The 23,475-nt window shown below is 62.8% G+C and carries 23 protein-coding genes and 1 pseudogene; 12 read left to right on the plus strand and 12 right to left on the minus strand.

Translation table 11 applies throughout. The annotated features are described in order from the left end of the window. From napF to ATY78_RS12405, 5 genes are read left to right on the plus strand one after another with little or no spacing between them, the layout of a single operon-like run. On the plus strand, positions 1–489 hold the full coding sequence (gene napF, locus ATY78_RS12385) for a ferredoxin-type protein NapF (RefSeq protein ID WP_245313573.1): 489 nt from the start codon (positions 1–3) through the stop codon (positions 487–489). Next, positions 482–766 carry a chaperone NapD gene (locus ATY78_RS12390; protein WP_088682610.1) on the plus strand — a complete coding sequence of 95 codons (285 nt, stop codon included), beginning with the start codon at positions 482–484 and terminating at the stop codon, positions 764–766. Before napF ends, ATY78_RS12390 begins: the two co-directional genes overlap by 8 nt. Next, positions 741–3,245: a periplasmic nitrate reductase subunit alpha gene (gene napA, locus ATY78_RS12395; RefSeq protein ID WP_088682611.1), complete on the plus strand. Its 2,505-nt coding sequence runs from the start codon at positions 741–743 to the stop codon at positions 3,243–3,245. Before ATY78_RS12390 ends, napA begins: the two co-directional genes overlap by 26 nt. Next, positions 3,215–3,715, plus strand: a complete 501-nt coding sequence (locus tag ATY78_RS12400) for a nitrate reductase cytochrome c-type subunit (RefSeq protein WP_088682612.1) — start codon at positions 3,215–3,217, stop codon at positions 3,713–3,715. Before napA ends, ATY78_RS12400 begins: the two co-directional genes overlap by 31 nt. Positions 3,716–3,723: 8 nt before the next feature. Further along, positions 3,724–4,431, plus strand: coding sequence for a NapC/NirT family cytochrome c (locus ATY78_RS12405; RefSeq protein ID WP_088682724.1), 708 nt, complete (start codon positions 3,724–3,726; stop codon positions 4,429–4,431). 18 nt (positions 4,432–4,449) lie between these two features. Here ATY78_RS12405 and ATY78_RS12410 read toward each other — a convergent pair whose 3' ends face one another. The 3 genes and pseudogenes from ATY78_RS12410 to ATY78_RS28855 all read right to left on the minus strand — a co-directional run. Next, positions 4,450–5,379, minus strand: coding sequence for a phosphatidate cytidylyltransferase (locus ATY78_RS12410; protein WP_088682613.1), 930 nt, complete (start codon positions 5,377–5,379; stop codon positions 4,450–4,452). Beyond that, the gene (locus ATY78_RS12415; protein WP_088682614.1) at positions 5,376–5,996 is read right to left on the minus strand and encodes a lysophospholipid acyltransferase family protein; all 621 of its coding nucleotides are present in this window, start codon (positions 5,994–5,996) and stop codon (positions 5,376–5,378) included. The genes ATY78_RS12410 and ATY78_RS12415 overlap by 4 nt, the downstream gene beginning before the upstream one ends. Before the next feature lie 35 nt (positions 5,997–6,031). After that, a pseudogene (locus ATY78_RS28855) lies at positions 6,032–6,130 on the minus strand (CDP-alcohol phosphatidyltransferase family protein); the annotation flags it as partial. Between the two features lie 237 nt (positions 6,131–6,367). On the opposite strand from ATY78_RS28855, the gene ATY78_RS12420 reads away from it, so the two are divergent. From ATY78_RS12420 to ATY78_RS12445, 6 genes are read left to right on the plus strand one after another with little or no spacing between them, the layout of a single operon-like run. Beyond that, complete coding sequence (locus tag ATY78_RS12420; protein ID WP_088682615.1) at positions 6,368–7,354, plus strand: BMP family protein; 987 nt, start codon at positions 6,368–6,370, stop codon at positions 7,352–7,354. Between the two features lie 8 nt (positions 7,355–7,362). Beyond that, positions 7,363–8,775: an amidase gene (locus ATY78_RS12425; RefSeq protein ID WP_088682616.1), complete on the plus strand. Its 1,413-nt coding sequence runs from the start codon at positions 7,363–7,365 to the stop codon at positions 8,773–8,775. Continuing rightward, positions 8,772–10,304, plus strand: a complete 1,533-nt coding sequence (locus ATY78_RS12430; RefSeq protein WP_088682725.1) for an ABC transporter ATP-binding protein — start codon at positions 8,772–8,774, stop codon at positions 10,302–10,304. Before ATY78_RS12425 ends, ATY78_RS12430 begins: the two co-directional genes overlap by 4 nt. Further along, on the plus strand, positions 10,294–11,343 hold the full coding sequence (locus ATY78_RS12435) for an ABC transporter permease (protein ID WP_088682617.1): 1,050 nt from the start codon (positions 10,294–10,296) through the stop codon (positions 11,341–11,343). The genes ATY78_RS12430 and ATY78_RS12435 overlap by 11 nt, the downstream gene beginning before the upstream one ends. Beyond that, entirely contained in the window at positions 11,340–12,284 is a 945-nt protein-coding gene (locus ATY78_RS12440) for an ABC transporter permease (RefSeq protein ID WP_085739183.1), read from the plus strand. Before ATY78_RS12435 ends, ATY78_RS12440 begins: the two co-directional genes overlap by 4 nt. Positions 12,285–12,310: 26 nt before the next feature. After that, the gene (locus ATY78_RS12445; RefSeq protein WP_088682618.1) at positions 12,311–13,600 is read left to right on the plus strand and encodes an amidohydrolase family protein; all 1,290 of its coding nucleotides are present in this window, start codon (positions 12,311–12,313) and stop codon (positions 13,598–13,600) included. On the opposite strand, the gene ATY78_RS12450 is transcribed toward ATY78_RS12445, so the two are convergent. Beyond that, positions 13,594–14,385, minus strand: coding sequence for a methyltransferase domain-containing protein (locus ATY78_RS12450; RefSeq protein WP_088682619.1), 792 nt, complete (start codon positions 14,383–14,385; stop codon positions 13,594–13,596). The two genes, ATY78_RS12445 and ATY78_RS12450, sit on opposite strands and share 7 nt — an antisense overlap. Positions 14,386–14,532: 147 nt before the next feature. Between ATY78_RS12450 and ATY78_RS12455 the strand changes: the two genes are divergently transcribed. Further along, a complete protein-coding gene (locus ATY78_RS12455) occupies positions 14,533–15,399 on the plus strand; it encodes an alpha/beta hydrolase (RefSeq protein ID WP_088682620.1) in 867 nt (288 codons plus the stop codon). Between the two features lie 69 nt (positions 15,400–15,468). On the opposite strand, the gene msrA is transcribed toward ATY78_RS12455, so the two are convergent. The 8 genes from msrA to ATY78_RS12495 form a co-directional block, all read right to left on the minus strand. Continuing rightward, a complete protein-coding gene (msrA, locus tag ATY78_RS12460) occupies positions 15,469–15,978 on the minus strand; it encodes a peptide-methionine (S)-S-oxide reductase MsrA (RefSeq protein WP_088682621.1) in 510 nt (169 codons plus the stop codon). Positions 15,979–16,057: 79 nt separating this feature from the next. Then, entirely contained in the window at positions 16,058–16,891 is an 834-nt protein-coding gene (locus tag ATY78_RS12465; protein WP_088682622.1) for an inositol monophosphatase family protein, read from the minus strand. A gap of 109 nt (positions 16,892–17,000) precedes the next feature. Then, entirely contained in the window at positions 17,001–18,071 is a 1,071-nt protein-coding gene (locus ATY78_RS12470; RefSeq protein WP_088682623.1) for an ABC transporter ATP-binding protein, read from the minus strand. Further along, entirely contained in the window at positions 18,068–18,895 is an 828-nt protein-coding gene (locus tag ATY78_RS12475; RefSeq protein WP_088682624.1) for a carbohydrate ABC transporter permease, read from the minus strand. The genes ATY78_RS12470 and ATY78_RS12475 overlap by 4 nt, the downstream gene beginning before the upstream one ends. Further along, positions 18,892–19,794: a sugar ABC transporter permease gene (locus tag ATY78_RS12480; RefSeq protein WP_088682625.1), complete on the minus strand. Its 903-nt coding sequence runs from the start codon at positions 19,792–19,794 to the stop codon at positions 18,892–18,894. The genes ATY78_RS12475 and ATY78_RS12480 overlap by 4 nt, the downstream gene beginning before the upstream one ends. Positions 19,795–20,120: 326 nt before the next feature. Further along, complete coding sequence (locus ATY78_RS12485; RefSeq protein WP_088682626.1) at positions 20,121–21,353, minus strand: sugar ABC transporter substrate-binding protein; 1,233 nt, start codon at positions 21,351–21,353, stop codon at positions 20,121–20,123. 61 nt (positions 21,354–21,414) lie between these two features. Then, positions 21,415–22,317: a sugar phosphate isomerase/epimerase gene (locus ATY78_RS12490; protein WP_088682627.1), complete on the minus strand. Its 903-nt coding sequence runs from the start codon at positions 22,315–22,317 to the stop codon at positions 21,415–21,417. Positions 22,318–22,328: 11 nt separating this feature from the next. Further along, complete coding sequence (locus ATY78_RS12495; RefSeq protein ID WP_088682628.1) at positions 22,329–23,363, minus strand: Gfo/Idh/MocA family oxidoreductase; 1,035 nt, start codon at positions 23,361–23,363, stop codon at positions 22,329–22,331. Positions 23,364–23,475 lie beyond the last annotated feature (112 nt).

The raw sequence follows: 23,475 nt of genomic DNA on the forward strand, positions 1-23,475 counted from the left end.
ATGTCGCGACGTCAATTCCTTTCAGGCCGGCCGGCAGCGGCCGATGGCAGGATTTGCCCGCCGGGAACGTCGATGGAGGCCCTTGCCGCGGCATGCACCGGATGCGGACGATGCGAGGAGCGATGTCCCACCAAGATAATCCGTCTCGTGGACGGACTGCCGTCGCTCGCCTTCATGCGAGGCGAATGCACGTTCTGCGGTGAATGCGCGGCATCGTGCCCGCAGCCCGTCTTCATCGCGGAACGGATCGATCGTTTTGCCCATGTTGCCGCAATTGGCGATACCTGCCTGGCGAAGCGCGGCATCACCTGCCAGTCGTGTGGAGAAGTTTGCCCTCAGCAGGCGATCCGTTTCCGGCCCCGCATCGGCGGCCCATTTCTTCCGGAGCTTCGTACCGAGATTTGCAACGGATGCGGGGGATGCATCGCCAGCTGTCCGGTCAACGCCATCACGTTGCAGCCTTACGGGATGGAGGCGGCCGATGCCTGAGCAGGCTCTGCGCTATCACATATCGAGCGCCGTGGTCGCGACCATGCCGGCCCGCACCGGGGCTGTGCTTACGGCGCTTGCCGAAATGCGGAATGTGGAAGTTCACGGTCATGCCAACGGCAAGATCGTCATCGTCATCGAGGGAACGAGCACGGGCGTGCTCGGCGATCGTCTGTCGCAAATCTCGCTCCTGGATGGGGTGATTGCGGCAAACATGGTGTTCGAGCATGTCGAGGAGGAGATGCAAGGCCATGACGGGAGAATTGAACAGGCGTGACCTTCTGAAGGCCCAGGCCGCCGCCATCGCCGCGACCGCCGCGGGAATAGCGATGCCGGCCGCCGCGCAGCCGGTGCCCGGTGGCGTCGGTGCATTGGAGATCAAATGGTCCAAGGCCCCGTGCCGCTTCTGCGGCACCGGTTGCGGCGTCATGGTGGGCGTCAAGCAAGGCCAGGTCGTTGCAACGCATGGAGACATGCAGGCGGAGGTCAACCGCGGCCTGAACTGCATCAAAGGCTATTTCCTCTCCAAGATCATGTATGGCGAGGACAGGCTTCAGACCCCCCTGCTGCGCAAGCGCGACGGCCGCTACGCCAAGGACGGCGAGTTCGAACCGGTGAGCTGGGACGAGGCCTTCGACGTAATGGCCGAGCAATGCAAGAAAGTGCTCAAGGACAAGGGGCCGACGGCTGTCGGCATATTCGGCTCGGGCCAATGGACGATCTTCGAGGGATATGCCGCCACAAAGCTGATGCGGGCCGGCTTTCGTTCCAACAACCTCGATCCCAACGCCAGGCATTGCATGGCGTCTGCCGCCTACGGGTTCATGCGCACCTTCGGCATGGACGAGCCGATGGGCTGCTACGACGACTTCGAGAACGCGGACGCCTTCGTGCTCTGGGGCTCTAATATGGCGGAGATGCATCCGATCCTCTGGACGCGCGTCGCCGACCGCCGGCTCGGGCAGCCGCATGTGCGTGTTGCCGTGCTTTCGACCTTTACGCACAGGAGCATGGATCTTGCCGACATTCCCATCGTCTTCAAGCCGGGAACCGATCTGGCGATCCTGAACTTCATCGCCAATCACATCATTCAGACGGGGCGTGTGAACGAGGCCTTCGTCCGCGATCACACGAAATTCGCACGGGGCGTCACCGATATCGGCTACGGCCTGCGCCCGGACAATCCGGTTGAAGTCGCCGCGGCCAACGCCACGGACCCCGGCAAGACCGAGCCGATGGATTTCGACGCCTTCAAGGAGTTCGTCAGCGAATACACGCTGAGGAAGACGTCCGAACTCACCGGGGTCGATCCGGAATTCCTGGAGCAGCTGGCCGAACTCTATGCCGATCCCGGCCGCAAGGTGATGTCGCTTTGGACGATGGGCTTCAACCAGCATGTGCGCGGCGTCTGGGCGAACCAGATGGTCTACAATCTGCATCTGCTGACGGGCAAGATCTCCGAGCCGGGCAACAGCCCGTTCTCGCTGACCGGCCAGCCGTCAGCCTGCGGGACGGCCCGTGAAGTGGGAACCTTCGCCCATCGTCTTCCTGCCGACATGACGGTGACGAATCCCGAGCACCGCAAGCATGCCGAAGAAATCTGGCGGGTCCCGCAGGGGATCATTCCGGAGAAGCCTGGCTATCATGCGGTCCAGCAGGACCGCATGCTGAAGGACGGCAAGCTGAATTTCTACTGGGTGCAGGTCAACAATAACGTCCAGGCCGGACCGAACGCCAGCAACGAGACCTGGCAGGGTTATCGCAACCCGGAGAATTTCGTCGTGGTTTCGGATGCCTATCCGACCATAACGGCGATGAGCGCCGACCTGATCCTTCCCGCGGCGATGTGGGTCGAGAAGGAAGGCGCCTATGGAAATGCCGAACGGCGCACCCATGTCTGGCATCAGCTCGTCCAGGCCAAGGGGGAAGCGCGATCCGACCTCTGGCAGATCGTCGAATTCTCCAAGCGATTTACCACCGATGAGGTCTGGTCGACGGACATCCTCGATGCCAATCCGGAGTATCGGGGAAAAACGCTCTTCGACGTGCTGTTCCGCAATGGCGAGGTGGATAAATTTCCGCTCAGTGAGATCAGTGCCGAATACGACAATGCCGAGGCCAAGGCATTCGGATTCTATATCCAGAAGGGCCTGTTCGAGGAGTACGCCTCCTTCGGGCGCGGCCACGGACACGACCTCGCGCCCTATGATACTTATCATGAAGTACGCAGGCTCCGCTGGCCGGTGGTCAACGGCCAGGAGACGCGCTGGCGATACCGGGAAGGCTATGACCCCTATGTGAAACCCGGCGAGGGCGTGAAATTTTATGGCCAGAAGGATGGCAGAGCCGTCATCCTGGCCGTGCCTTACGAGCCGCCGGCCGAATCTCCCGACGATGAATTCGACTTCTGGCTGGTTACGGGCCGTGTGCTCGAACACTGGCATTCGGGATCGATGACGATGCGGGTTCCGGAGCTTTACCGGGCGTTTCCCGGCGCGCGATGTTTCATGAATGCCGAGGATGCCCGCAAGCGCGGCATCAACCAGGGAGCGGAGGTGCGGATCGTTTCCCGCCGCGGCGAGATCCGCTCGCGCATCGATATCAGGGGCCGGAATCGAATGCCGTCAGGCGTGATCTTCGTCCCCTGGTTCGACGCCAGCCAGTTGATCAACAAGGTCACGCTCGACGCCACCGATCCCATCTCCAAGCAGACGGATTTCAAAAAATGCGCGGTCAAGATTCTTCCCGCCGTTTAAGGCGACCGGAATGGCAGGCAATCGCAGCCGGCATCGTCGTTTTCCTGGCGACGGCCGCCTTCGGCCAGGTGGTGCAGCAAACCGTCCCCCAGCTGGAAGGCCCGACGCCTTCGATGGAAACAGGGGATGCCAGGCCCCTGCCGAAGTGGATCGTCGACGACAAGCGCAGGATGCGCGCCTATCCGGACCAGCCGCCGATCATTCCGCATTCGATCGAAGGCTACGAACTGTCGGTCAATGCCAACCGCTGCCTCTCCTGCCACAAGCGCGAATTCACGCAGGATAGCGGCGCGCCGATGATCAGCGTCACCCACTATATGACGCGCGACGGCCAGATGCTCGCCGACGTCTCCCCTCGCCGCTACTTCTGTACGGCGTGCCATGTGCCGCAGGCGGACACCCCGCCGCTCGTCCCCAATGCGTTCAAGGATATGAGCGAGCTCGGTTTCAAACCGGCCGGGAGCGAGTGACCGTCATGATCGCATTTATCAGGAAAGCGGTTCTCTGGGCGTGGTCGATCCTGACGACGCCGGCGGCGACGATCGGGCTCGGCGTCCTGACGCTCGGCGGCTTCGTCGGTGGCGTCCTGTTCTGGGGGGCGTTCAATACCGCGCTGGAACTGACCAATACCGAAAAATTCTGCACCTCCTGTCATGAAATGCACGACAACGTCTATCAGGAGCTTTCGCGCACCATCCATTTCTCCAACCGATCGGGCGTGCGGGCGACCTGTCCGGACTGTCACGTGCCGCATCAATGGACGGACAAGATCGCCCGCAAGATGCAGGCCTCCAAGGAGGTCTGGGGCAAGATATTCGGCACGATCAACACTCGCCCGAAGTTTCTGGAAAAGCGGCTGGAGCTTGCCCAGCATGAATGGGCGCGCATGAAGGCCAATGACAGCCTGGAATGCCGCAACTGCCATTCGTCGGTGGCCATGGATCTGCAGAAGCAGACGCAACGCGCCGCCGAGATCCATACCCGATATCTGCTTTCCGGCCAGGCGACCTGCATCGACTGTCACAAGGGTATCGCCCACGAACTGCCGAACATGGAAGGCATCGATCCCGGCTGGAAAATGCCGAAGGAGCTCGAAGGCAGGAAGATGGTGAATGCGACGCCTATCGACGACCTTCAGGAGGCCATGGCGAAGGCCCATGCCTCGTCCATGGAGGCTGCGAGATAGTCTTTCGCGGATGAAACCTCAGACGGTGTACCAGTAGCGGACGATGTGGAAGAACAGCGGCGCGGCGAAGGTGATGGAATCCAGGCGGTCGAGCACGCCGCCGTGACCCTCGATGACATAGCCCCAGTCCTTGGCGTTGAGATCGCGCTTGATGGCCGAGAGCACGAAGCCGCCGAAGAAGCCCGCGACGACGATGACCGTGCTGACGGCCGCCGCCTGCAGAGGCGAGAACGGCGTGAGGCGATAGAGCAGCGTTCCCACCAGGATGGCCGAGGCGCCGCCGCCGATCAGGCCTTCGAGCGTCTTCGACGGGCTGATGTTCGGTGAGAAGCGATGCTTTCCGAGAAGCTTGCCCCAGACATATTGGAAGACGTCGCTGAGCTGCACCACGATGACGAGATAGACGAGAAGAAGGGCCGACGGCGTGCCGGTCTGCAGCATGAGCAGCGCGGGAGCATGGCTGATCGAATAGACCGTCAGCATCAATCCCCATTGCACCCGGGCGGTGCGCGCCAGGAATTCGTTGACGTCGCCCGTCAGGGTCGCCACCGCCGGCAGGATCAGGAAGGCATAGACCGGGATGAATATCGCGAAGAGGCCATACCACAGTGTCCCGAGCAGCACATACTGCACCGGCAGGACGACGAAGAAGGACAGGAACAGCGCCAGATGGTCGCCGCGTCGCGATGGCGTCAGCGTCCAGAATTCGCGAAGCGCCATGAAGGACAGGAATGCGAACAGGACGACCACCGCGGTATCGCCGAGCAGGATCGCGCCGCCGAATATCGCGACCATGATCCACCAGGAGCGGATACGGGCATTGAGATTGTGGACGGTGGCGACGGAGCCGGGCTCGCTCGCGTGCCGCTGAAGGATGAAGCCGATGGCCGAGGCGACGGCCAGCAGGCCGAGGATTGCGGCAAGCACGATGGAAAAATGGCTGGTCATGCGATGTGCTTTCCGTCCGCTAGCTCGATGACTGCCGCACGGGCGCGGGCCAGGAACGCGTCCTTTCCTTCGCCCGGTTCGACGCGCAGCGGCTTGCCGAAGCGCGCCGTGCAGGTGATCGGCACGATGAGCCAGCTTCCCTTCGGCAGGATGCGCTGAAGATTGTCGAGATGGATCGGCACGAGATCGACATCGGGGAAACGGCAGGCGAGGCGATAGATGCCGCTGCGGAAAGGGGCGATCTCATCGTTGGCGCTTCTCGTGCCTTCCGGGAAGATCAGGACCGAGCGCCCCTCTTCGAGCAGGCGCTCGACCGGCTCCAGCGGGTTGCTTTCGGGCAGAGGCTTGCGGTCTATCAGGACGGCGCGCAGGCCTTTCTCGGCGATGAAACGGCGCAAGGCGCTTGTTCCCCAATAATCGCGCGCCGCGACCGGGTGAGTCAGTCGCCGGATCGGCCACGGCAGGGCGGCCATGACGGCGACGGTATCGACATGGCTGTTGTGATTGGCGAAATAGATGCGGCGGCGAGGGTCGGGCGCACAGCCCCGCCACTCGCTTCGGGCGCCGACCATGATCCGGACGAACAGCACGAGAAGGCGACGGATGAGCGCGGTCATAATCTCTCCAGGGAACGGCCGAGGCTCATCCTACGCGTGATACCGGTGCGCGCCAGCCAAGCGCTGAGCCCGACCGCCCAGGACGACGACCGGCTCGCGATCGGCCGCCGCGAGGCGTCTTCTTCTTCACCCATTTCAATTTCCCCAACCCGATGGTTCTATGCATATCCTGCCGGAGTCGCCGCGCCAAGCCCTGTAGATCCGGCCCGAGAAGCACGGCGACGCCGGGCGTGCAGGCCTGCCATATCTCATGTTTTCAGCCATGTCGTAACGGCCGATCAGCCTGATTTTTAAGCCTGTTCGCTGCTTGACACTTTTTTGGGCGCTACTATGATTTTTGAACCAGATGGTAAAAATAAGGGGAGCAATCAATGACCAAAGACATCCTGATTTCACGCCGGGCAGTCATCGCATCGGGCATTGCGCTTGGCGTCAGCGGCTTCGCCCCGCTCGCAAGGGCCGCCGCCCCGTTGAAAGTCGCCGGTATTCATGCCTCGCCGGTCGAAAATGCCTGGAATTCCTGTCTCCACAAGGCCCTTCAGGACGCGGCCAAGGACGGCGTCATCGAATATGTCTTCTCCGAAGGCGTCTCCGGCACCGATTATCCCCGCGCCATGCGCGAATATGCCGAACAGGGCAACAAGCTGATCATCGGCGAGGCCTATGCCGTGGAGAAAGAAGCCCGGCAGGTCGCGGCCGACTATCCCGATACGGCTTTCGTCCTGGGCTCGAGCGGTGAGCAGGCCGGCGACAATTTCGGTGTCTTCGGCACCTGGAACTATGACGGCGCCTATCTGGCCGGCATGCTGGCGGGCAAGATGACCAAGTCGAATGTCGTCGGTTCGGTCGGCGCCATTCCGATCCCCGAGGTCAACATGCTGATCAACGCCTTCGCCGCGGGCGTCAAGGCGGTCAACCCGGATGCAAAGCACCTCGTCTCGTTCATCGGCACCTTCTTCGATCCGCCGAAGGCCCGCGAAGCCGGTCTTGCCCAGATCGACGCCGGCGCCGACATTCTGTTCGGCGAGCGTATCGGCACGGCCGACGCCGCCAAGGAGCGCGGCATCAAGTCGATCGGCTCGCTGATCGATTACACGCCGCGCTATCCGGATACGGTGTTCGCCAACGCCATGTGGTACTTCCGCCCGATCCTGAATGCCGCGATCGCCGATGTCGCCGCCGGAAAACCGGTCGGACGGAATTACACGTCCTACGGCCTGATGAAGGAAGGCGGCAGCGACATCGTCTTCGTCAAGGGTGTCGCGCCCGCCGAGGCGGAAGCGGCGATGGAGGCCAAGCGTGCGGAGATCAAAGCCGGCACGTTCGAAGTTCCGAAGATGATGGACGAGCCGAAGTAGTTCGGCTCATGCAGGGCGACGCGACCGAGCTGGCGGCAGCGATCAGGCATGGCAGCCTGAGCGCTGCGGAAGCGATGCAGATCTCTCTTGAGGCAGCCGCGCGGCACGAGCCGCTCGGCGCGATCGCCTATATCGATGCCGCCATGGGGCTCGCCTCGGCGAAGGCTTGCGACGGGGAGCGGCTAAATGCGCCCGATCAATTTGCCGCCCGGCCCTTTGCCGGCGTGCCGACGTTGGCGAAGGATCTTGGCGGTCCCTTTGCGGGGCTGCCGGTGACGGCCGGTTCCCGCCTCTTCGAAAGAAAGGGCGGCGAAGCCGATTCCGATCTCGCCTCCCGGTTCCGCGACGCCGGCTTCTGCCTGTTCGGCCTGACGACGAGCCCGGAATTCGGTCTTTCGCTTGCCAGCGAACCGGCGATCGGGCCGGTCTGCCGCAATCCGCTCGATCCGGAGAGAACCGCCGGCGGCTCCTCCGGCGGCGCGGCGGCAGCGGTTGCGGCCGGGATCGTCGCGATTGCCCATGCCACCGACGCCGGCGGCTCGATCCGCGTGCCCGCCGCCTGCTGCGGCCTTGTCGGACTGAAGCCGACACGTGGCGCCATGCCAGGCGGACCATCCTTCGGCAACCATCTCGCCGGCATCGCGAGCGAACTGGCGGTCTGCCGCTCGGTGCGGGATACGGCGCTGATTTTCGACCGGCTGAGCGGCAATTCGCGCGGACCTGTTCCGGACCCCTCCCCTGTCGATATCGACAACGGCCGTTTGAGGATCGGCCTGCTGACCGATACCGGGCCGGCTTACCCGACTGAGGGTAGCCGGCTTGCCGCAGTCGAAGACGCGGCGCGCATGCTTGAAAGCGATGGACATATCGTCGTTCCACTGGCCTGGGCCGACTTCGAATGGAGTGTCGCCGCCAGCAGCCGCGCCTTTGCCGACATCGTTTCCGTCAACCTTTCCGCACTCATCGAGGCGGCGGCTCTTGAGGAGAGTCGGGCCGAGCCTCTCACGCAGGCGTTCGCGGCGCGCGGGCGGGCGCTGTCGGCGACTATGCTCTGGGACACGCTGAACGATGCCGTCCTGGTGAGCCATCGTCTCTGGGCGCTGTTCGACAGGGTCGATTGCATCCTGATGCCGATGCTTGCTTCCGCGCCGCTTGCGATCGGCTCCTTTCCGTCCGATCATGCCGACACGGATCTGCATCTCGAACGCATGGCGGCATTCGCGCCGCTTGCCTGCCTCGCCAATATTTCGGGTTTTCCTGCTTTGACGCTCCCTTTCGGACAGGATCAACAGGCCATGCCGCTGCCGGTGCAACTCATGGCGCCGATGAGCCACGAGCCGCGCCTGCTGTCGCTCGCCGTACGCCTGGAGGCCGAGGGGCGATGGCAGCACCGCTTTCCGGTGGCGGGATTGCCGTCATGACCGGGCCCGTTCTGGAAATTATCGGTGTCAGCAAACGCTTCGGCGACAATCTTGCCAATGACGATATTTCCATGACGCTCGCCGGGGGCGAGATCGTGGCCTTGCTCGGCGAGAACGGTGCAGGCAAGACCACGCTGATGAGCATCCTTTTCGGCCACTACATGCCGGATGCCGGCCGAATTCTGATCGAGGGCGCGGAGGCGCCGCAGGGCAAACCGCGGGCGGCGATCCGCGCCGGGGTCGGCATGGTGCACCAGCATTTCTCGCTGGCGCCCAATCTGACGGTGCTTGAAAATGTCATGACCGGCACGGAGGGACTGTGGTCCTGGCGTTCGGCAACGTCAGCGGCGCGCAAGAAGCTCCTGGCCATTTCCGAGCGCTTCGGCCTCGCGGTCGATCCCGACGCCCGTCTTGGCGACCTGTCGGTCGGCGAGCAGCAGCGGGTGGAAATCCTCAAGGCGCTCTACAACGACGCCCGCATCCTGATCCTCGACGAGCCGACGGCGGTGCTGACCAATATCGAGGCCGAGCGGTTGTTCACGACACTGAAGGAAATGGCCCGCCAGGGCCTGTCGCTGATTTTCATTTCGCACAAGCTCGACGAGGTGATGGCCGCGGCCGACCGCATCGTGGTCCTGCGCGGCGGCAAGATGGTCGCCGAACGCAGGGCGTCGGACACCAGCAAGGCGGAACTCGCCGAACTGATGGTCGGGCGCCGCGTGACGCGGCCTGTGCGCGAGCCATCGACACCCGGGGCCGTTGCCCTCGAAGCGGACGGCGTGACGGCGCGCACCGGCGGCGTCGACCGGCTGAAATCGATCAGCTTCCGGCTGCACCAGGGCGAGATCCTCGGCATCATCGGCGTTTCAGGCAATGGCCAGGCGGCGTTGGCGCATCTTCTGTCCGGCACGCTGGCGCGCAGTGGCGGCGACCTCAAGCTGTTCGGGGAAGCGGTCGGTCATCTCGGCGTCGCCGATGTCGTCGAAGCCGGCATCGGCCGTATTCCGGAAGATCGCAACCATGAAGGCGTGATCGGAGAAATGGCGATCTGGGAAAACGCCGTGCTGGAGCGTATCGCCTCGCCGGCTTTCTCGCGCCGTGGTTTCGTCGACCGCAAGGCCGGCATGGCCTTCGCAAGCGAAATCATCGACGGGTTCGACGTTCGCGGCGGCGGCCCGGCGATCCGCACCCGGCTGCTTTCCGGCGGCAATATGCAGAAGCTCATTCTTGGCCGCAGCCTCTACCGGCGGCCGCGCATCCTGATTGCCGCGCAGCCCGCTCGCGGCCTCGATGAAGGTGCGGTTGCCGCCGTGCACGCTCGCCTGCTCGAAGCGCGTCGGCAGGGGACCGCCGTGCTGCTGATCTCGGAGGATCTCGACGAAGTGATCGCGCTTGCCGATCGCATACAGGCGATCGTCGGCGGCCGTCTGTCGCCGCCGGTCGAGGCCGATGGCGCCGACGCCCGCAGGCTGGGCCTGATGATGGCCGGCGAATGGCAGGAAACCCCAGAGGCCCACGATGCGATTTGAGCGCCGCGAGCACCGCCCGCTTTCCCTGCTGATATTCACGCCCGTCGTCGCGGTCATTGCGGCGCTGGCGTTGGCCGGCATCCTGATCGCGATTGCCGGCGCGCCCGTTCTCGATGCCTATTGGCGCATCCTGACCGGCGCCTTCGGCTCGCGGCTGTCGGCAACCGAAACGCTGACGCGGGCAACGCCGCTGATGCTGACGGGGCTTGCTGCCGCTGTCGCCTTCCGGGCGCGGCTCTGGAATATCGGCGCCGAGGGCCAGTTCTATCTCGGCGCGATTGCCGTTGCGGCCGCAAGCTCGAAACTGCTGGGCAATCTTCCCGCCCCCATCCTCATTCCGCTCCTGCTGCTGATCGGCGCCATTGCCGGCATGGTGCTGATCCTGGTTCCGCTGTGGCTCAGGCTGCGCTTTTCCGTCGACGAGGTCGTCACCAGCCTGCTCCTGAACTTCATCGCCGTGCTTTTCGTGTCAATGCTCATCGATGGCGTTCTCAAAGATCCGCTCGCCTTCGGTTGGCCGCAGTCGCAGTCCGTCAGCGATCACGCCATGCTGCCGAAGCTGATCGCCCGCTCGCGCCTGCATATCGGCTTTGCGATCGCGATCGCTCTTGCCGCCGTCGTCCATTTTGTCCAGTCCCGCACCGTATTCGGCATGCAGTCCCGCGCCGCAGGCCTCAATCCTGCCGGCGCTGTTTTCGCAGGCGTGCCGCTCGGCAGAACGCTGGTGAAGGTCGCCTGCCTCTCGGGCGGGCTCGCGGGGCTCGCAGGCGCGATCGAGGTGATGGGTGTCAAGGGTTACGTGACGACCGATCTCTCGCCCGGTTTCGGCTATGCCGGCATCGTCGTCGCCATGCTCGCCAACCTCAATCCGCTGGGCGTCGTCTTCGCCGCTATTTTCACCGCCACCATGTTCGTGGGCGCGGACGGCATGAGCCGGGGCCTCGGCATCCCGACTTATATCGCCGACGTCACGGTGGCGCTGTCGCTGCTGACGATGCTGATCGCGTTGTTCTTCACTCAGTACAGGATTCGGCGATGATGCAGCTGTTCGATATCATCGCCTCCGCCGGGCTCTGGGCGGCAATCCTGCGGATCGCCACGCCGCTGATTTTCGGCACGCTCGGCGCTCTTCTGTGCGAACGGGCGGGTGTGCTCAATCTCGGCATCGAAGGCATCATGACCTTTGGGGCGATGATCGGCTGGCTATCCGTCTATCACGGCGCCGATCTCTGGACCGGCCTGCTGATTGCCGCAGTGGCCGGCGGCGTCTTCGGCCTGCTGCATGCGGGGCTGACGGTGACGCTCGGCCTCTCGCAGCATGTCGCCGGTCTCGGCGTCACGCTCTTTGCGTCGAGTTTCAGCTATTATGTGTTCCGGCTGATCGTGCCGCTTGCCAATACGCCGCCCACCATCGTGCCGTTCCAGCCGATCGCCATTCCCGGCCTCTCTACGCTGCCTTTCATCGGCCCGGCCTTCTTCACGCAGACCGCGCCGACCTATCTTGCGATCCTGATCGCCCTGTTGATGGCCTACATCATCTTCCGCACGCCCGTGGGGCTTGCGATCCGCATGACCGGCGAGAACCCGCATGCGGCGGAAGCCCAGGGCGTCAATCCGATGAAGGTGCGTTACGGCGCGGTCATCGCCGGCAGCGCGCTGATGGGAATGGGTGGCGCCTTCTTGACCTTGTCGGCATTCAACAGCTTCTTTCCGACCATGGTGCAGGGGCGCGGATGGATCTGCATTGCGCTCGTCGTGTTCGCCTCCTGGCGGCCGGGCCGCGCGCTTTTCGGCGCCCTGCTCTTCGCCTTCTTCGATGCTTTCCAGCTTCGGCTGCAAACTGTGCTGAGCGGGCTTGTGCCCTATCAGCTCTTCCTGATGACGCCCTATATTCTCTCCATTGCCGCGCTTGCCGTCATGGCCCGCCGCGCCCGCGTTCCGCAGGCGCTGATGCAGCCCTACCGCCGCGGCGAGCGCTGAGACCATCCACATCCAACGAGGCTCCGATGTTCGATCTGATCGTCAGAAACGCAAATCTTCCCGATGGCCGCACCGGCATCGATATCGGCATCGAGGGTGACAGGATCATCGCCGTCGAGCCCAATCTCCAGGCGCAGGCGGGCGAAGAAATCGACGCGAACGGCAGGCTGGTCAGCCCGCCGTTCGTTGATCCGCATTTTCACATGGACGCCACCCTGTCGCTCGGCCTGCCGCGCATGAACGTCTCCGGCACGCTGCTCGAAGGCATCGCGCTCTGGGGCGAGCTGCGCCCCATCGTGACGAAGGAAGAGCTGGTCGACCGTGCGCTGCGCTATTGCGATCTGGCGGTGACGCAAGGCCTGCTCTTCATCCGCAGCCATGTCGATACCAGCGATCCCAGGCTGGTGACGGTCGAAGCGATGATCGAGGTCCGCGAAAAGGTGGCGCCCTATATCGACCTGCAACTGGTCGCCTTCCCCCAGGACGGTTATTATCGCTCGCCGGGCGCGATCGATGCGCTTAACCGGGCGCTCGACATGGGCGTCGATATCGTCGGCGGCATTCCGCACTTCGAACGGACGATGGGCGAAGGGACGGCCTCGGTCGAGGCGCTCTGCCGCATCGCCGCCGATCGCGGCCTGCCGGTCGACATGCATTGCGACGAAACCGACGATCCGCTCTCGCGCCATATCGAGACGCTGGCGGCTGAGACCATCCGCTTCGGCCTGCAGGGACGTGTCGCCGGCTCGCATCTGACCTCGATGCACTCGATGGACAATTATTATGTCTCCAAGCTCATTCCGCTGATGGCGGAGGCCGAGATCAACGTCATCCCCAATCCGCTGATCAACATCATGCTGCAGGGCCGGCACGATACCTATCCGAAACGCCGCGGCATGACCCGCGTGAGGGAATTGATGGATGCCGGGCTGAACGTTTCCTTCGGGCACGATTGCGTCATGGACCCGTGGTATTCGATGGGATCGGGCGACATGCTGGAGGTTGGCCATATGGCGATCCATGTCGCGCAGATGGCGGGCATCGAGGACAAGAAGAAGATCTTCGACGCCCTGACCGTCAATTCGGCGAAGACGATGGGGCTTACAGGCTACGGCCTGGAGAAGGGATGCAACGCCGACCTGGTCATCCTCCAGGCGCGAGATACGTTGGAAGCGCTGCGGCTGAAGCCGAACCGGCTGGCGGTGATCCGCCGCGGCAAGGTCGTCGCCCGCTCGGCGCCGCGCATCGGCGAGCTTTTCCTGGATGGCCGCCCCTCCCGGATCGACGGTGGCCTGGATTACGCACCGCGCTATTGAGACGCGACGACGCCTGCGCGGCGAGCAGTGATGATCCAGGCGCTGGAGTCGAACAACACGCCCTCCGGCGTCATATGCGCCTCCAGCAAATCGCGCAGACGCTGCAGCGGTTTGCCGGGCGGTTCATCGGTGCGCGCGAGCGCGTCCTTCACAAGATAAAGGCCGGCGAGCGCCTCGGACGCCGCATCGACGTCTGGTCCATAGAAGACCGGCTCTCGCACGTCGGCAAAGTCGATCGACGTAAAACCTGCGACGCTCAAAAGGTCCTTCGCAGTGGATGGATCGCCAAGCGAAAACGGATTGGGACCATCTGCCGAAACCGCAGTTCCGGGCGCCAGGGCCTGCCGGATGGCGCCGGACCACTCGTTATGCTCCCGGCTTTGCCATACCATCCACACAAGGCGCGCGCCCGGACGCATCGCCCTGCCGATATTGGCAAAGGCGGCCGCCGGATCGGCAAAAAACATCACGCCGAACCGGCTGATGCAGAGATCGAAGCCGGCAGCTGAAAAGGGATTGAATTGCGCGTCTGCCTGCTCGAACACCACGTTTCGCAAACCTTCCGCAGCACTCCGTCGCCTTGCGACTTCGAGCATCTCAGCTGATGTATCCACCCCGACCGCTTCTCCTTGCGTCGCGGCACGGGCGGCCTCGCGCGTCGTCTGTCCCGCGCCGCAGCCGATATCGAGCACTCGGTCATCGGGGCCAACGCCGGCAGCAATTTGGAGATGCCGATTGTGTCTCGCCAATTCCGCGTCATAAAAGTCGGCACGATCTAACGCCATGACACTCGCTCTGCTTTGTTCGAGGATCAATTCTCAGTCTGATGCGTGGAGGGGTCTCGCATGCCAAGTCTCTCAAAACAGATTGCATATTAGGATCAGTTGTGCAAGATGAATACTAGTTGCAAACTGCAATCGGAAAGATGGGGCATGGAAATGACCGGGTCAACTCTCGTCGCAGAAAAGATCGTCGCATTCGAATATACGCAACTGCACACCCAGGCCTTCGGCGATCCGGCCCACCCGCCCGTGTTGTTGATCATGGGAGTGATGTCTTCGATGCTGTGGTGGCCGGAAAGGTTCTGTGAGGAACTCGCCGCCCAAGGGCGCTACGTCATCCGCTACGACCAGCGCGACACCGGCCTTTCCACGTGTTACCCGCCGGGCGAGCCGGGCTATTCGTTTAGCGATCTCGCCGACGATGCCATCGCCGTTCTCGACGGCTATGGAATTGAAGCCGCGCATCTGGTGGGCATGTCGATGGGCGGCTTCCTGGCGCAAGAGGCCGCATTGCGCCATCCTCGGCGGGTGCGAACACTCACCGCGATCAGTTCGTCGCCGCTTGGAGTCGACGGCCTGCCTTCTTCGACCAAAGCTTACAAGGAACATTCCGCCGCTGCCGAAAGTCTCGACTGGTCAGATCTTGAAGCCATTGCCGATTTCCTGCGCCGCGATTCAGCCATGCTGGCCGGCACCAGGCATCCGCACGATGCCGAGGCGGCGGATGCCCTCATCGCACGCGACATGGGCCGGGCCGCGTCCTTTGTCAGTGCGACCAATCATTTCATGCTGTTGAGCGAGGATAGCGCCGCCACGTTGCATGCGTCGCGCATCGACGTGCCGGTTCTCGTAATCCACGGCACATCAGACCCGCTATTCCCGATCGAGCACGGAGAAGCCTTCACCCGTGTCACGCCGACCGCCCAGTTGCACCGGATTGTTGGCGGCGGGCACGAAATTCACGATCGGGACATCGACGAAATGGTGCGTGTCATCGCCGATCGCACGGGGTTCTGACCCACCTGCCGAGCAGCGTACGCGCCATGCATGCCGGCGCTGTTTCCGGCATGCATGCACGAATTGCGGTCAGGCGATCTTCTGGCGGGCTGGCAGTTTCCAGCCGGGCCGGACGAAGTGGCAGGTATAGCCGTTCGGAATCCGCTCCAGATAATCCTGGTGCTCGGGCTCTGCCTCCCAGAAATCGCTCACCGGCACGACTTCGGTGACGACCTTGCCGGGCCACAGGCCCGATGCATCGACATCGGCGATCGTATCGCGGGCGACGCGCTCCTGCTCGGGGCCGGTGTAGAAGATCGCCGAACGATAGCTCGTGCCGACGTCGTTGCCCTGGCGGTTGCGCGTGCTCGGGTCGTGGATCTGGAAGAAGAATTCGAGGACTTCCCGGTAGCTGATCCTTGAGGGATCGAAGATGATCTCGATCGCCTCTGCATGAGTTCCGTGGTTACGGTAGGTCGCGTTTGGCACATCGCCGCCGGTATAGCCGACGCGGGTCGAAATCACGCCATTATATCGGCGGATGAGGTCCTGCATGCCCCAGAAGCAGCCGCCGGCGAGCACTGCACGTTCTTCGGTCATTGGATGTCTCCTTGTTTGCCAGGAGATAGTGTCTCCCGCCGCCGATTTCCATATGGTGGAGTCCGGCAACTGTGCCGGTTCACGCGTTGACGAGGAAGCCTTCCTTGAGCCAGGGATGCAGCGCCTTGCTGGCCGCAAGGATATCGCCGCGCCCGTCGACTGCCGCGCCGGAAAAACGGGTGACGATGCCGCCCGCCTCTTCGACCATCAGCGCCGAGGCGCCGAAATCATGGATCGAGAGCCCGTCCTCGAAGAAGCCGTCCAGCCGACCGCAGGCGACATAGGCGATCGACAGCGCCGCAGAGCCCAGGCGGCGCACGCCTGCCGTATTGGCCATCAGGCGTTTGATGGCGTCGAAATAGGTTTCTTCCGAAACCGCCTTGACCTGGCCGGGGATCGGCAGCCCGGCGCCGATCAGCACGTTCTCGATGTCGGCGACATCGGCGCAGCGGATGCGCTCACCATTGAGATAAGCGCCGCCGCCGATCTCGGCGCTGAAGAGCTCATCCAGCATGGCGTCATAAACGACGCCGGCCACCAGCCTGCCGCCTTCGGCAATCGAGATCGTCATGCCGAAATGCGGCATGCCCCAGGCGTAGTTGGTGGTGCCGTCGATCGGGTCGATGTAGATGATCGGCGTCTCCGGCCCGGCGGCGCGGTTGCCGACCGCTTCCTCGCCCTGGATGGCATAATCCGGAAAGGCCTTCAGCATTTCATCGACGATGATACGTTCGACCGCGACGTCGATCTCGGTCTGGTAGTCGCGCGGCGCCTTGGCGAGCATTTCCCCGGATGTCCGCCGCCGGAGAGAAGCCCGGGCCGTCTCGCCCGCCTTCAACACCGTTTCGGCAAGCACGATGAGGCGGGATGACGCGTTCGGGGAAAGGCGCGCTGATATCGGGGAGGATGTCATGTGGAAAATCCGGATGCTGCAGATATGACGAAGTGAATCGTGCGGAGCCACTCCCTTCGCAGAGACCGGTGATGGTTTTATGAAGCTCCCCGCCCTCGAATGACGGGTGTTATATCAGGCGCTCGGTCGATGCGTCAAAGAGATGGACCTGGGTCGGGTCGACCGAAAGTCCGATCATCTCTCCTGGCCTGACCTTGTCGCGCCGCGTCTCGACGATCGTCAGTTCCGGCTGGGTCGCCGCGACGATGAAGGTCGAGGACCCCGTCGATTCGACGAAGGCAATCGGCACGTCGAAGCTGCCCTGCCCGGGTGCGACCACCTCGATGTGCTCCGGCCGAATGCCGGCGACGAGCTTGCGCCCCGGCTCGACGGCGCGTGCGATCGCAAGCTTCTGCTTCACCGCGCCGAAATCCAATGTCAGGCTCTTACCGTCTTCCGCAGCGATGGCGGGAATGAAGTTCATCGCCGGCGAGCCGATGAAGCCGGCGACGAAGCGGTTGGCCGGCCGGTCGTAGAGGTCAAGCGGCGCGCCCTGCTGTTCGATGATGCCGTCACGCATGACAACCACATGATCGGCCATTGTCATCGCTTCGACCTGGTCGTGGGTGACGTAGACGAAGGTGGCGTTCAAGCGGTCGTGCAGCGCCCGGATTTCCTTGCGCATATGGACACGCAGCGCTGCGTCGAGGTTGGACAGAGGTTCGTCGAACAGGAAGGCCTTCGGGTGGCGGATGATGGCGCGGCTCATGGCGACACGCTGGCGCTGGCCGCCGGAAAGCTCGCGCGGATAACGCTTCAGAAGATGCGAAAGACCTGTTGTCGCCGCCACGTCCTCGGCCGCCTTCTTGGCTTCCGCCTTGGCGACGCCACGAATGCGCAGGCTGTAGGTCAGGTTTTCCTCGACCGTCATATGGGGATAGAGCGCATAGGACTGGAAGACCATGGCGACGTCGCGCTTGCGCGGCGGCACGCCGTTCATCAGCTCGCCAGCGATCCTGAGGTCGCCGGTCGAGATGCTTTCGAGGCCGGCGAGCGAGCGCAGCAACGTGGACTTGCCGCAGCCCGAGGGGCCGACGAGTGCGACGAAAGTGCCCTTGGCGATCGAAAGGTCGATATTCTTCAGGGCATGGAAGGCGCCGTAATATTTGTTGACGCCGCTGAGTTCGATCTGCGTGGTCATTTGAGGGCTCCAGAGGTGAGGCCGGATACGATGCGGCGCTGCAAGAGAACGAAGATGGCAAGGATCGGCGTCACATACATCGTGGCGTAGGCCATGATGTTGTTCCACTCGTTGGTGTTCGGCCCCATGAAGGAGTTGAGACCGACGCTTGCCGGCTGAAGCTCGGCCGCCTGGATCATCGACTTCGAATAGACGAATTCGCCGAAGGCCTGCATGAAGATCAGGATGGCGCTGACGAGGATGCCGTTGCGGGCAAGCGGCAGCACGATGTTGAAGAAGGCGCCGACACGCGAATTGCCGTCGACGAGGGCCGCCTCCTCCAGCTCCTGCGGAACGCTCATGAAGGTGGCCCGCACCAGGACGACGAAGAAGGGCATGCTCTTGGCGGCAATTGCGATGATCACGGCAAGGCGCGGATAGGAAAGCAGGCCGATCTGCGAGAAGCCTACGAAGATCGGCGTGATCATCAGCGATGCCGGCAGAACCTGTAGCATCAGGATCAGGAACAGGCCAATATCCACCCAGACGTTGCGGTATCTCGCGAGCACATAGGCGCAGCCGACGCCGAGAACGGTGATGAGCGCCATGGCGCCGAGCGCGATGAGCAGCGAGTTCCAGAGATAGCGGCCCATGTCACGGCTTTCCCAGACATAGGCGTAAGTGCCCCATTGCGGCGCTGAAGGCCAGAAGCTTGGCGGTGTCGCGAACATCTCCGAGCCGCTCTTCAGCGCGGTGATGTACATCCAGTAAAGCGGGAAGAGATAGATCGCCGCCATGACGATCGATATTGCCAGCATCAGGCGGTCGCGGTTCATCGATCTCATCCGCGCACCTCATGGCGTGTGGAGCGGACATAGACGACGGATGCGAACATGACGAAGACGATCATGATGACGGAGATGGTTGCGCCCTTGGCGAAGTCGTATTGGCGGAAGGAAAGATCCCACGCCCAATATTGTGTGACATTAGACGAATTGTTCGGTCCGCCCGAGGTGATCGCGGCGAAGAGATCGAATTGCTGCAGGGTGAAGATCAGGCCGAGCGCGATGATGGCGCCGATCGTCGAGCGCATCATCGGCAGCGTGATCGTCCAAAAGCGCTGCCAGACATTGGCGCCGTCGAGTTCGGCCGCTTCGTAGAGATCGGCGGGGATGCCGGCGAGCCCGACGGAAAGCAGGATCATGTTGAACGAGGTGCCGAGCCAGATATTGGCGATGATCACGGCATAAAGCGAATAATGCGGGTCCGAGCGCCAGAAGATATTGCCTGAAATGATGCCGCTTTCCCTCAGGATGAAATTCAGCACGCCGAAATCGCCCGAGAGAATCCAGTTCCATATGGCGCCGACCACGAGGCCGGGCATCACCCAGGAGACGAGAAACAGACCGCGCATCCACGAGGCGCCGGGAAAATTGACCCAGAAGAACAGCGCCAGTCCGAAGCCGATCAGGAACTGGCCGGCGATCGAGCCGGTGACGAAGATAAGGGTGTTGTAGAGGATCGGCAGCGTTTCCGGCTGCGCGAAGAGGTCGGTGTAATTCTTGAAGCCGACGAAGGGGCGCGAGAAGGTGCCGAGGCTGAACATGTCGACCTCCTGGAAGCTCATCACGACATTGTAGATGAGCGGCAGTCCCGCCATCAGGAACAGAAAGCCAAGCGGGAAAGCGACCAGCACGATATCGAAGCCGCGGCCGTCCCTGATGCTCGTCAGTATCCTCTTCATGGGTCCTCCGATATCCCGAACGGGGCCGCCTGACGCGTGATGCGGGACGGCCCCTGCCGGGAGGAAATGGTTTGATGGCTGGTGCGCCATCGGTGGGTGAGTCGTTGCCCCCAGCGGGGAGAAGGTGGCCCGCAGGGTCGGATGAGGGGCGCCGAGTTCAGTGTTGGCTGTTCTTCACTTGCGCTCAGAACGTTCGTCGCTTCGCTCCTCGCCTCCCCATCTGCCCTTCGGGCATCCGTACCTGGATCGAGCCGCGTGTCTCGCCCCGTCCTTCGGACCCCCGCTGGGGAGAAGAGGAGAGCAAGCGGCTCATTCACAGCCAGTAATCAGCCAAGTACAGCCTTGATTTTATCCGCGGCCTGATCAAGCGCGTCCTTCGGGCTCATCTGGCCGGTCAGCGCCGCCTGGATGGCGTCCTGGATCGCCTTGGAGATCTTCGGCCATTGCGGATGGGGGCCGCGCGGCTTGGCGTATTTCAGCTGTTCGAGGAAGACCTTGAGGGCGGCGTCCTTCAGCGGCTGGCCACTTTCGGGGATTGAGATGTCGGAACGGGCCGGAAGCTGGCCGAAGTTCTTGAACATCTTGTCGTCCTGCGAGGCGAAATATTCGAGCGCCTTGAAGGCTTCGGCCGGATGTTTGCTGGTGGCGAAGATCGCCCAGTTGAAATCGCCCATGGCCGAGGAGCGCTCAGCCCCTTCCTTGGGAACCGGAAGCAGGGTAACGCCCCAGTCGAATTTCGCTTCCTGCACCATGCGGTCGAGTTCCCACGGGCCGGAGATCGCCATGGCGGCATTGCCGGAGTTGAAGGTGCCGGTCGAATCCCACTGGCCGCGCGTCAGACTATCGGGAGAAGCGAGCTTCTCGTCGATGATCGTCTTCCAGATTTCGAGTGCCTTCACCGCGCCATCGGCATTGATGTGCTCGTAGCTGCCGCCGCCCATCTGGGCCCAGGGAAGGAACTGGAAGGTGCCCTCCTCGTTGGCCTTGGCCGAGAAGGCGAGACCGTAGACGTTCTTGGCAGGGTCGGTCAGCTTGCGCGCATCCTCGACCAGCTCGTCCCAGGTCTGCGGCGGCTTGTTCGGATCGAGACCCTTCGCCTTGAACATGTCCTTGTTGTAGTAGAGCGCGATGGTGTTGGTCGCCTTCGGCACGCCGTAATATTTGCCGTCCCACTCGACCGATTTCAGCGGACCGGGGAAATAATTATCCGGCTTGATGACGGTCGACTTGGCGATCATGTCGGTGAGATCGAGGAAGGCGCCGCGCGACGAAAAGAGCGCATGCTCCGGATTGTCGACGGCGATGATGTCGGGCGCCTGGCCGGTGGCATAGGCGCGCATCGCCTCGGTGACGACGTCGTCGAACTGGATCAGCCGGTATTCGATCTTGATGCCGTTGTTCTGGGCATTGAATTCCTTGACGAGGTTCGGCGCCGGCTGGGTGTCCTTGTCGAGCGACCAGAGCGTCAGCGTGACGTCTTCGGCCTTGGCCGAAAGACCGAAGAGCGAGACGCCTGCCAGCGCCAGAGCGCCGAGAATTGCGTATTTGCGGATAGCCATGGTTCTCCTCCTTTGTGGTTATCCCCGTTTCCGGCAATCCTCCTTGCCGGAAACGATATCATCAGGCCGGATCGACGACGAATTCGCCGCCCCGGGCATGCTTGAGATGGTTCAGTGCGTAGACCTGACCAGTCATTTCGAGTTCGTCGCGATAGACCGGGTCGTGCCAGCCTTCGATGTCGATCGAGCCCGACCAGCCGGCAAGGCGCAGCTCGGAAATGATGTCGGTCCAGTTGCTGTCGCCGAAGCCCGGCGTGCGCATGAAGACGAATTTCTCCTTGCCGAAGATGCCGTGTTCCTTGATGACCTCCCAGCGGATGGTCGCGTCCTTGCCGTGGACGTGGAAGATTTTGTGTGCCCATTTGCGGATCTGCGGCATGGGGTCGATCAGATAGACCATCTGATGGCAGGGTTCCCATTCGAGCCCGATATGGTCATCCGGCGTCTCGTTGAAGATCAGTTCCCAGGCGTCGGGATTATGGGCGATGTTCCAATCGCCGCTCGCCCAGTTGCCATCCATGGCGCAATTCTCGAAGGCGATCTTGATGCCCTTGTCGGCAGCGCGTTTGGCGAGCTCGCTCCAGATCTCTCTGTAGCGCGGCAGGCTGTCGGTCAGCGGCTTGCCGCGGACGCGGCCGGTGAAGCCGGCAACGCAGGTGGCGCCGAAATGATGAGCATTGTCGATGCAATCCTTCCAGCCCTGCAGCGTCTCGAGATCGATTGCGCTCTCTTCGAGCGGGTTGCCGAACATACCGAGCGTCGAAATGGTGATGTCGCGATCGCCGATCGCATCGAGGCAGCGCTTGCCGAGCTCGGCGAGGTTCTGCCCCTTGGTCGTCTGCCAGAAGAAAGGTTCGAAGCTTTCGAAGCCCAGGTCGGCGATCTGGCCGATACGCGCGGCGGCATCGCCCTTGTTGCCGCTGACCATGGTGCCGATGCGAATGGATTTTGCAGGGTTGCTCACGTCACTTCATCCTATGCTGAAATTTCGATGCGTCGGCCGGTCCTGGCGCTTTCGATCGCGCCGAAGACCATGGCGAGGCTTCTGATATTGTCGGAATTGACGGTCTCGGGCTGCTTGCCGGTGCGGATCGCCGCGATGAAATCCGCGATGACGCTGGCATGGCCGTGGGTTTCCTCGTGATGCTCCGGACCGGGAACGTTTACGGAAGCAAAGCCGCGCAGAAGGCCGGGCTCTTCGCCGGCGACGGCGGCCTTGAAGCTCTCCTCGCCGTCCCAGGTGAGCATTCCCTTCGAGCCGACGAGACGCCACTGGCTTTCCCAGCTGGTGCGCTCGCCTTCGGCGCACCAGGAACCGCGATAGGTGAAGACGATGTCGTCGGAAAATTCGAAGATCGCGTTTGCCGAGGCGCCGTGCCGATACCAGGAACCCTTCGGGTTGCGCTCGACGCAATAGACGGCGAGCGGCTTCCTGTCCGCGACGTAGCGGGCGGCATCGAAGGTGTGGATCGCCATATCGAGAAGCAGCACATTGTCCATCTCCTCGCGAAAGCCGCCGAAATGCGGCGCGAGGAAAAAGTCGCAATGAATGGCGGTGAGTTCGCCGATCGCACCGCTGTCGACGAAACGGCGCAGGCGCCTGACCCCCGAAATGAAGCGACGGTTCTGGATGACGGCATGGATGCGGCCGGTCTCTGCGGCGAGATCGATCAGGGCGGCGCCTTCGGCCAGCGAGGCCGCCATCGGCTTTTCGCTGAGCACGTGGCAGCCGGCCTTGAGCGCGGTCGAAACGACATCGTATCGGGCGGACGGAATGACGATGTCGAAGACGAGATCGGCCTTCGTGGCAGCGATGACGTCGGACAGGTCGGAGCCGATGACGGCGCCTTCCAGACCGAACTCGGCGGCGAGCTTTTCCGCCGTTTCCCGGTTCAGGTCGACGAGGCCGACGATGGCGATGGAGTCGGCGAGTTGAGGGTTGGACGCGATGGCGCGCAACCAACCTTTGGACATAGCTCCGCACCCGCACAGAATGGCACTGAATTTCACGATTTCCTCCGAGGGAATGGCGCCAACTCTCCTCGTGACACGCACCCCGTAAACGTTTACGAATGTAGGCGGAAACGTTTTGGGATGTCAATAGAGGCGGAACGCGAAAGTG

Origin of the sequence: Rhizobium sp. R635 (assembly GCF_002211285.1) — a bacterium.
Taxonomy (GTDB): domain Bacteria; phylum Pseudomonadota; class Alphaproteobacteria; order Rhizobiales; family Rhizobiaceae; genus Rhizobium.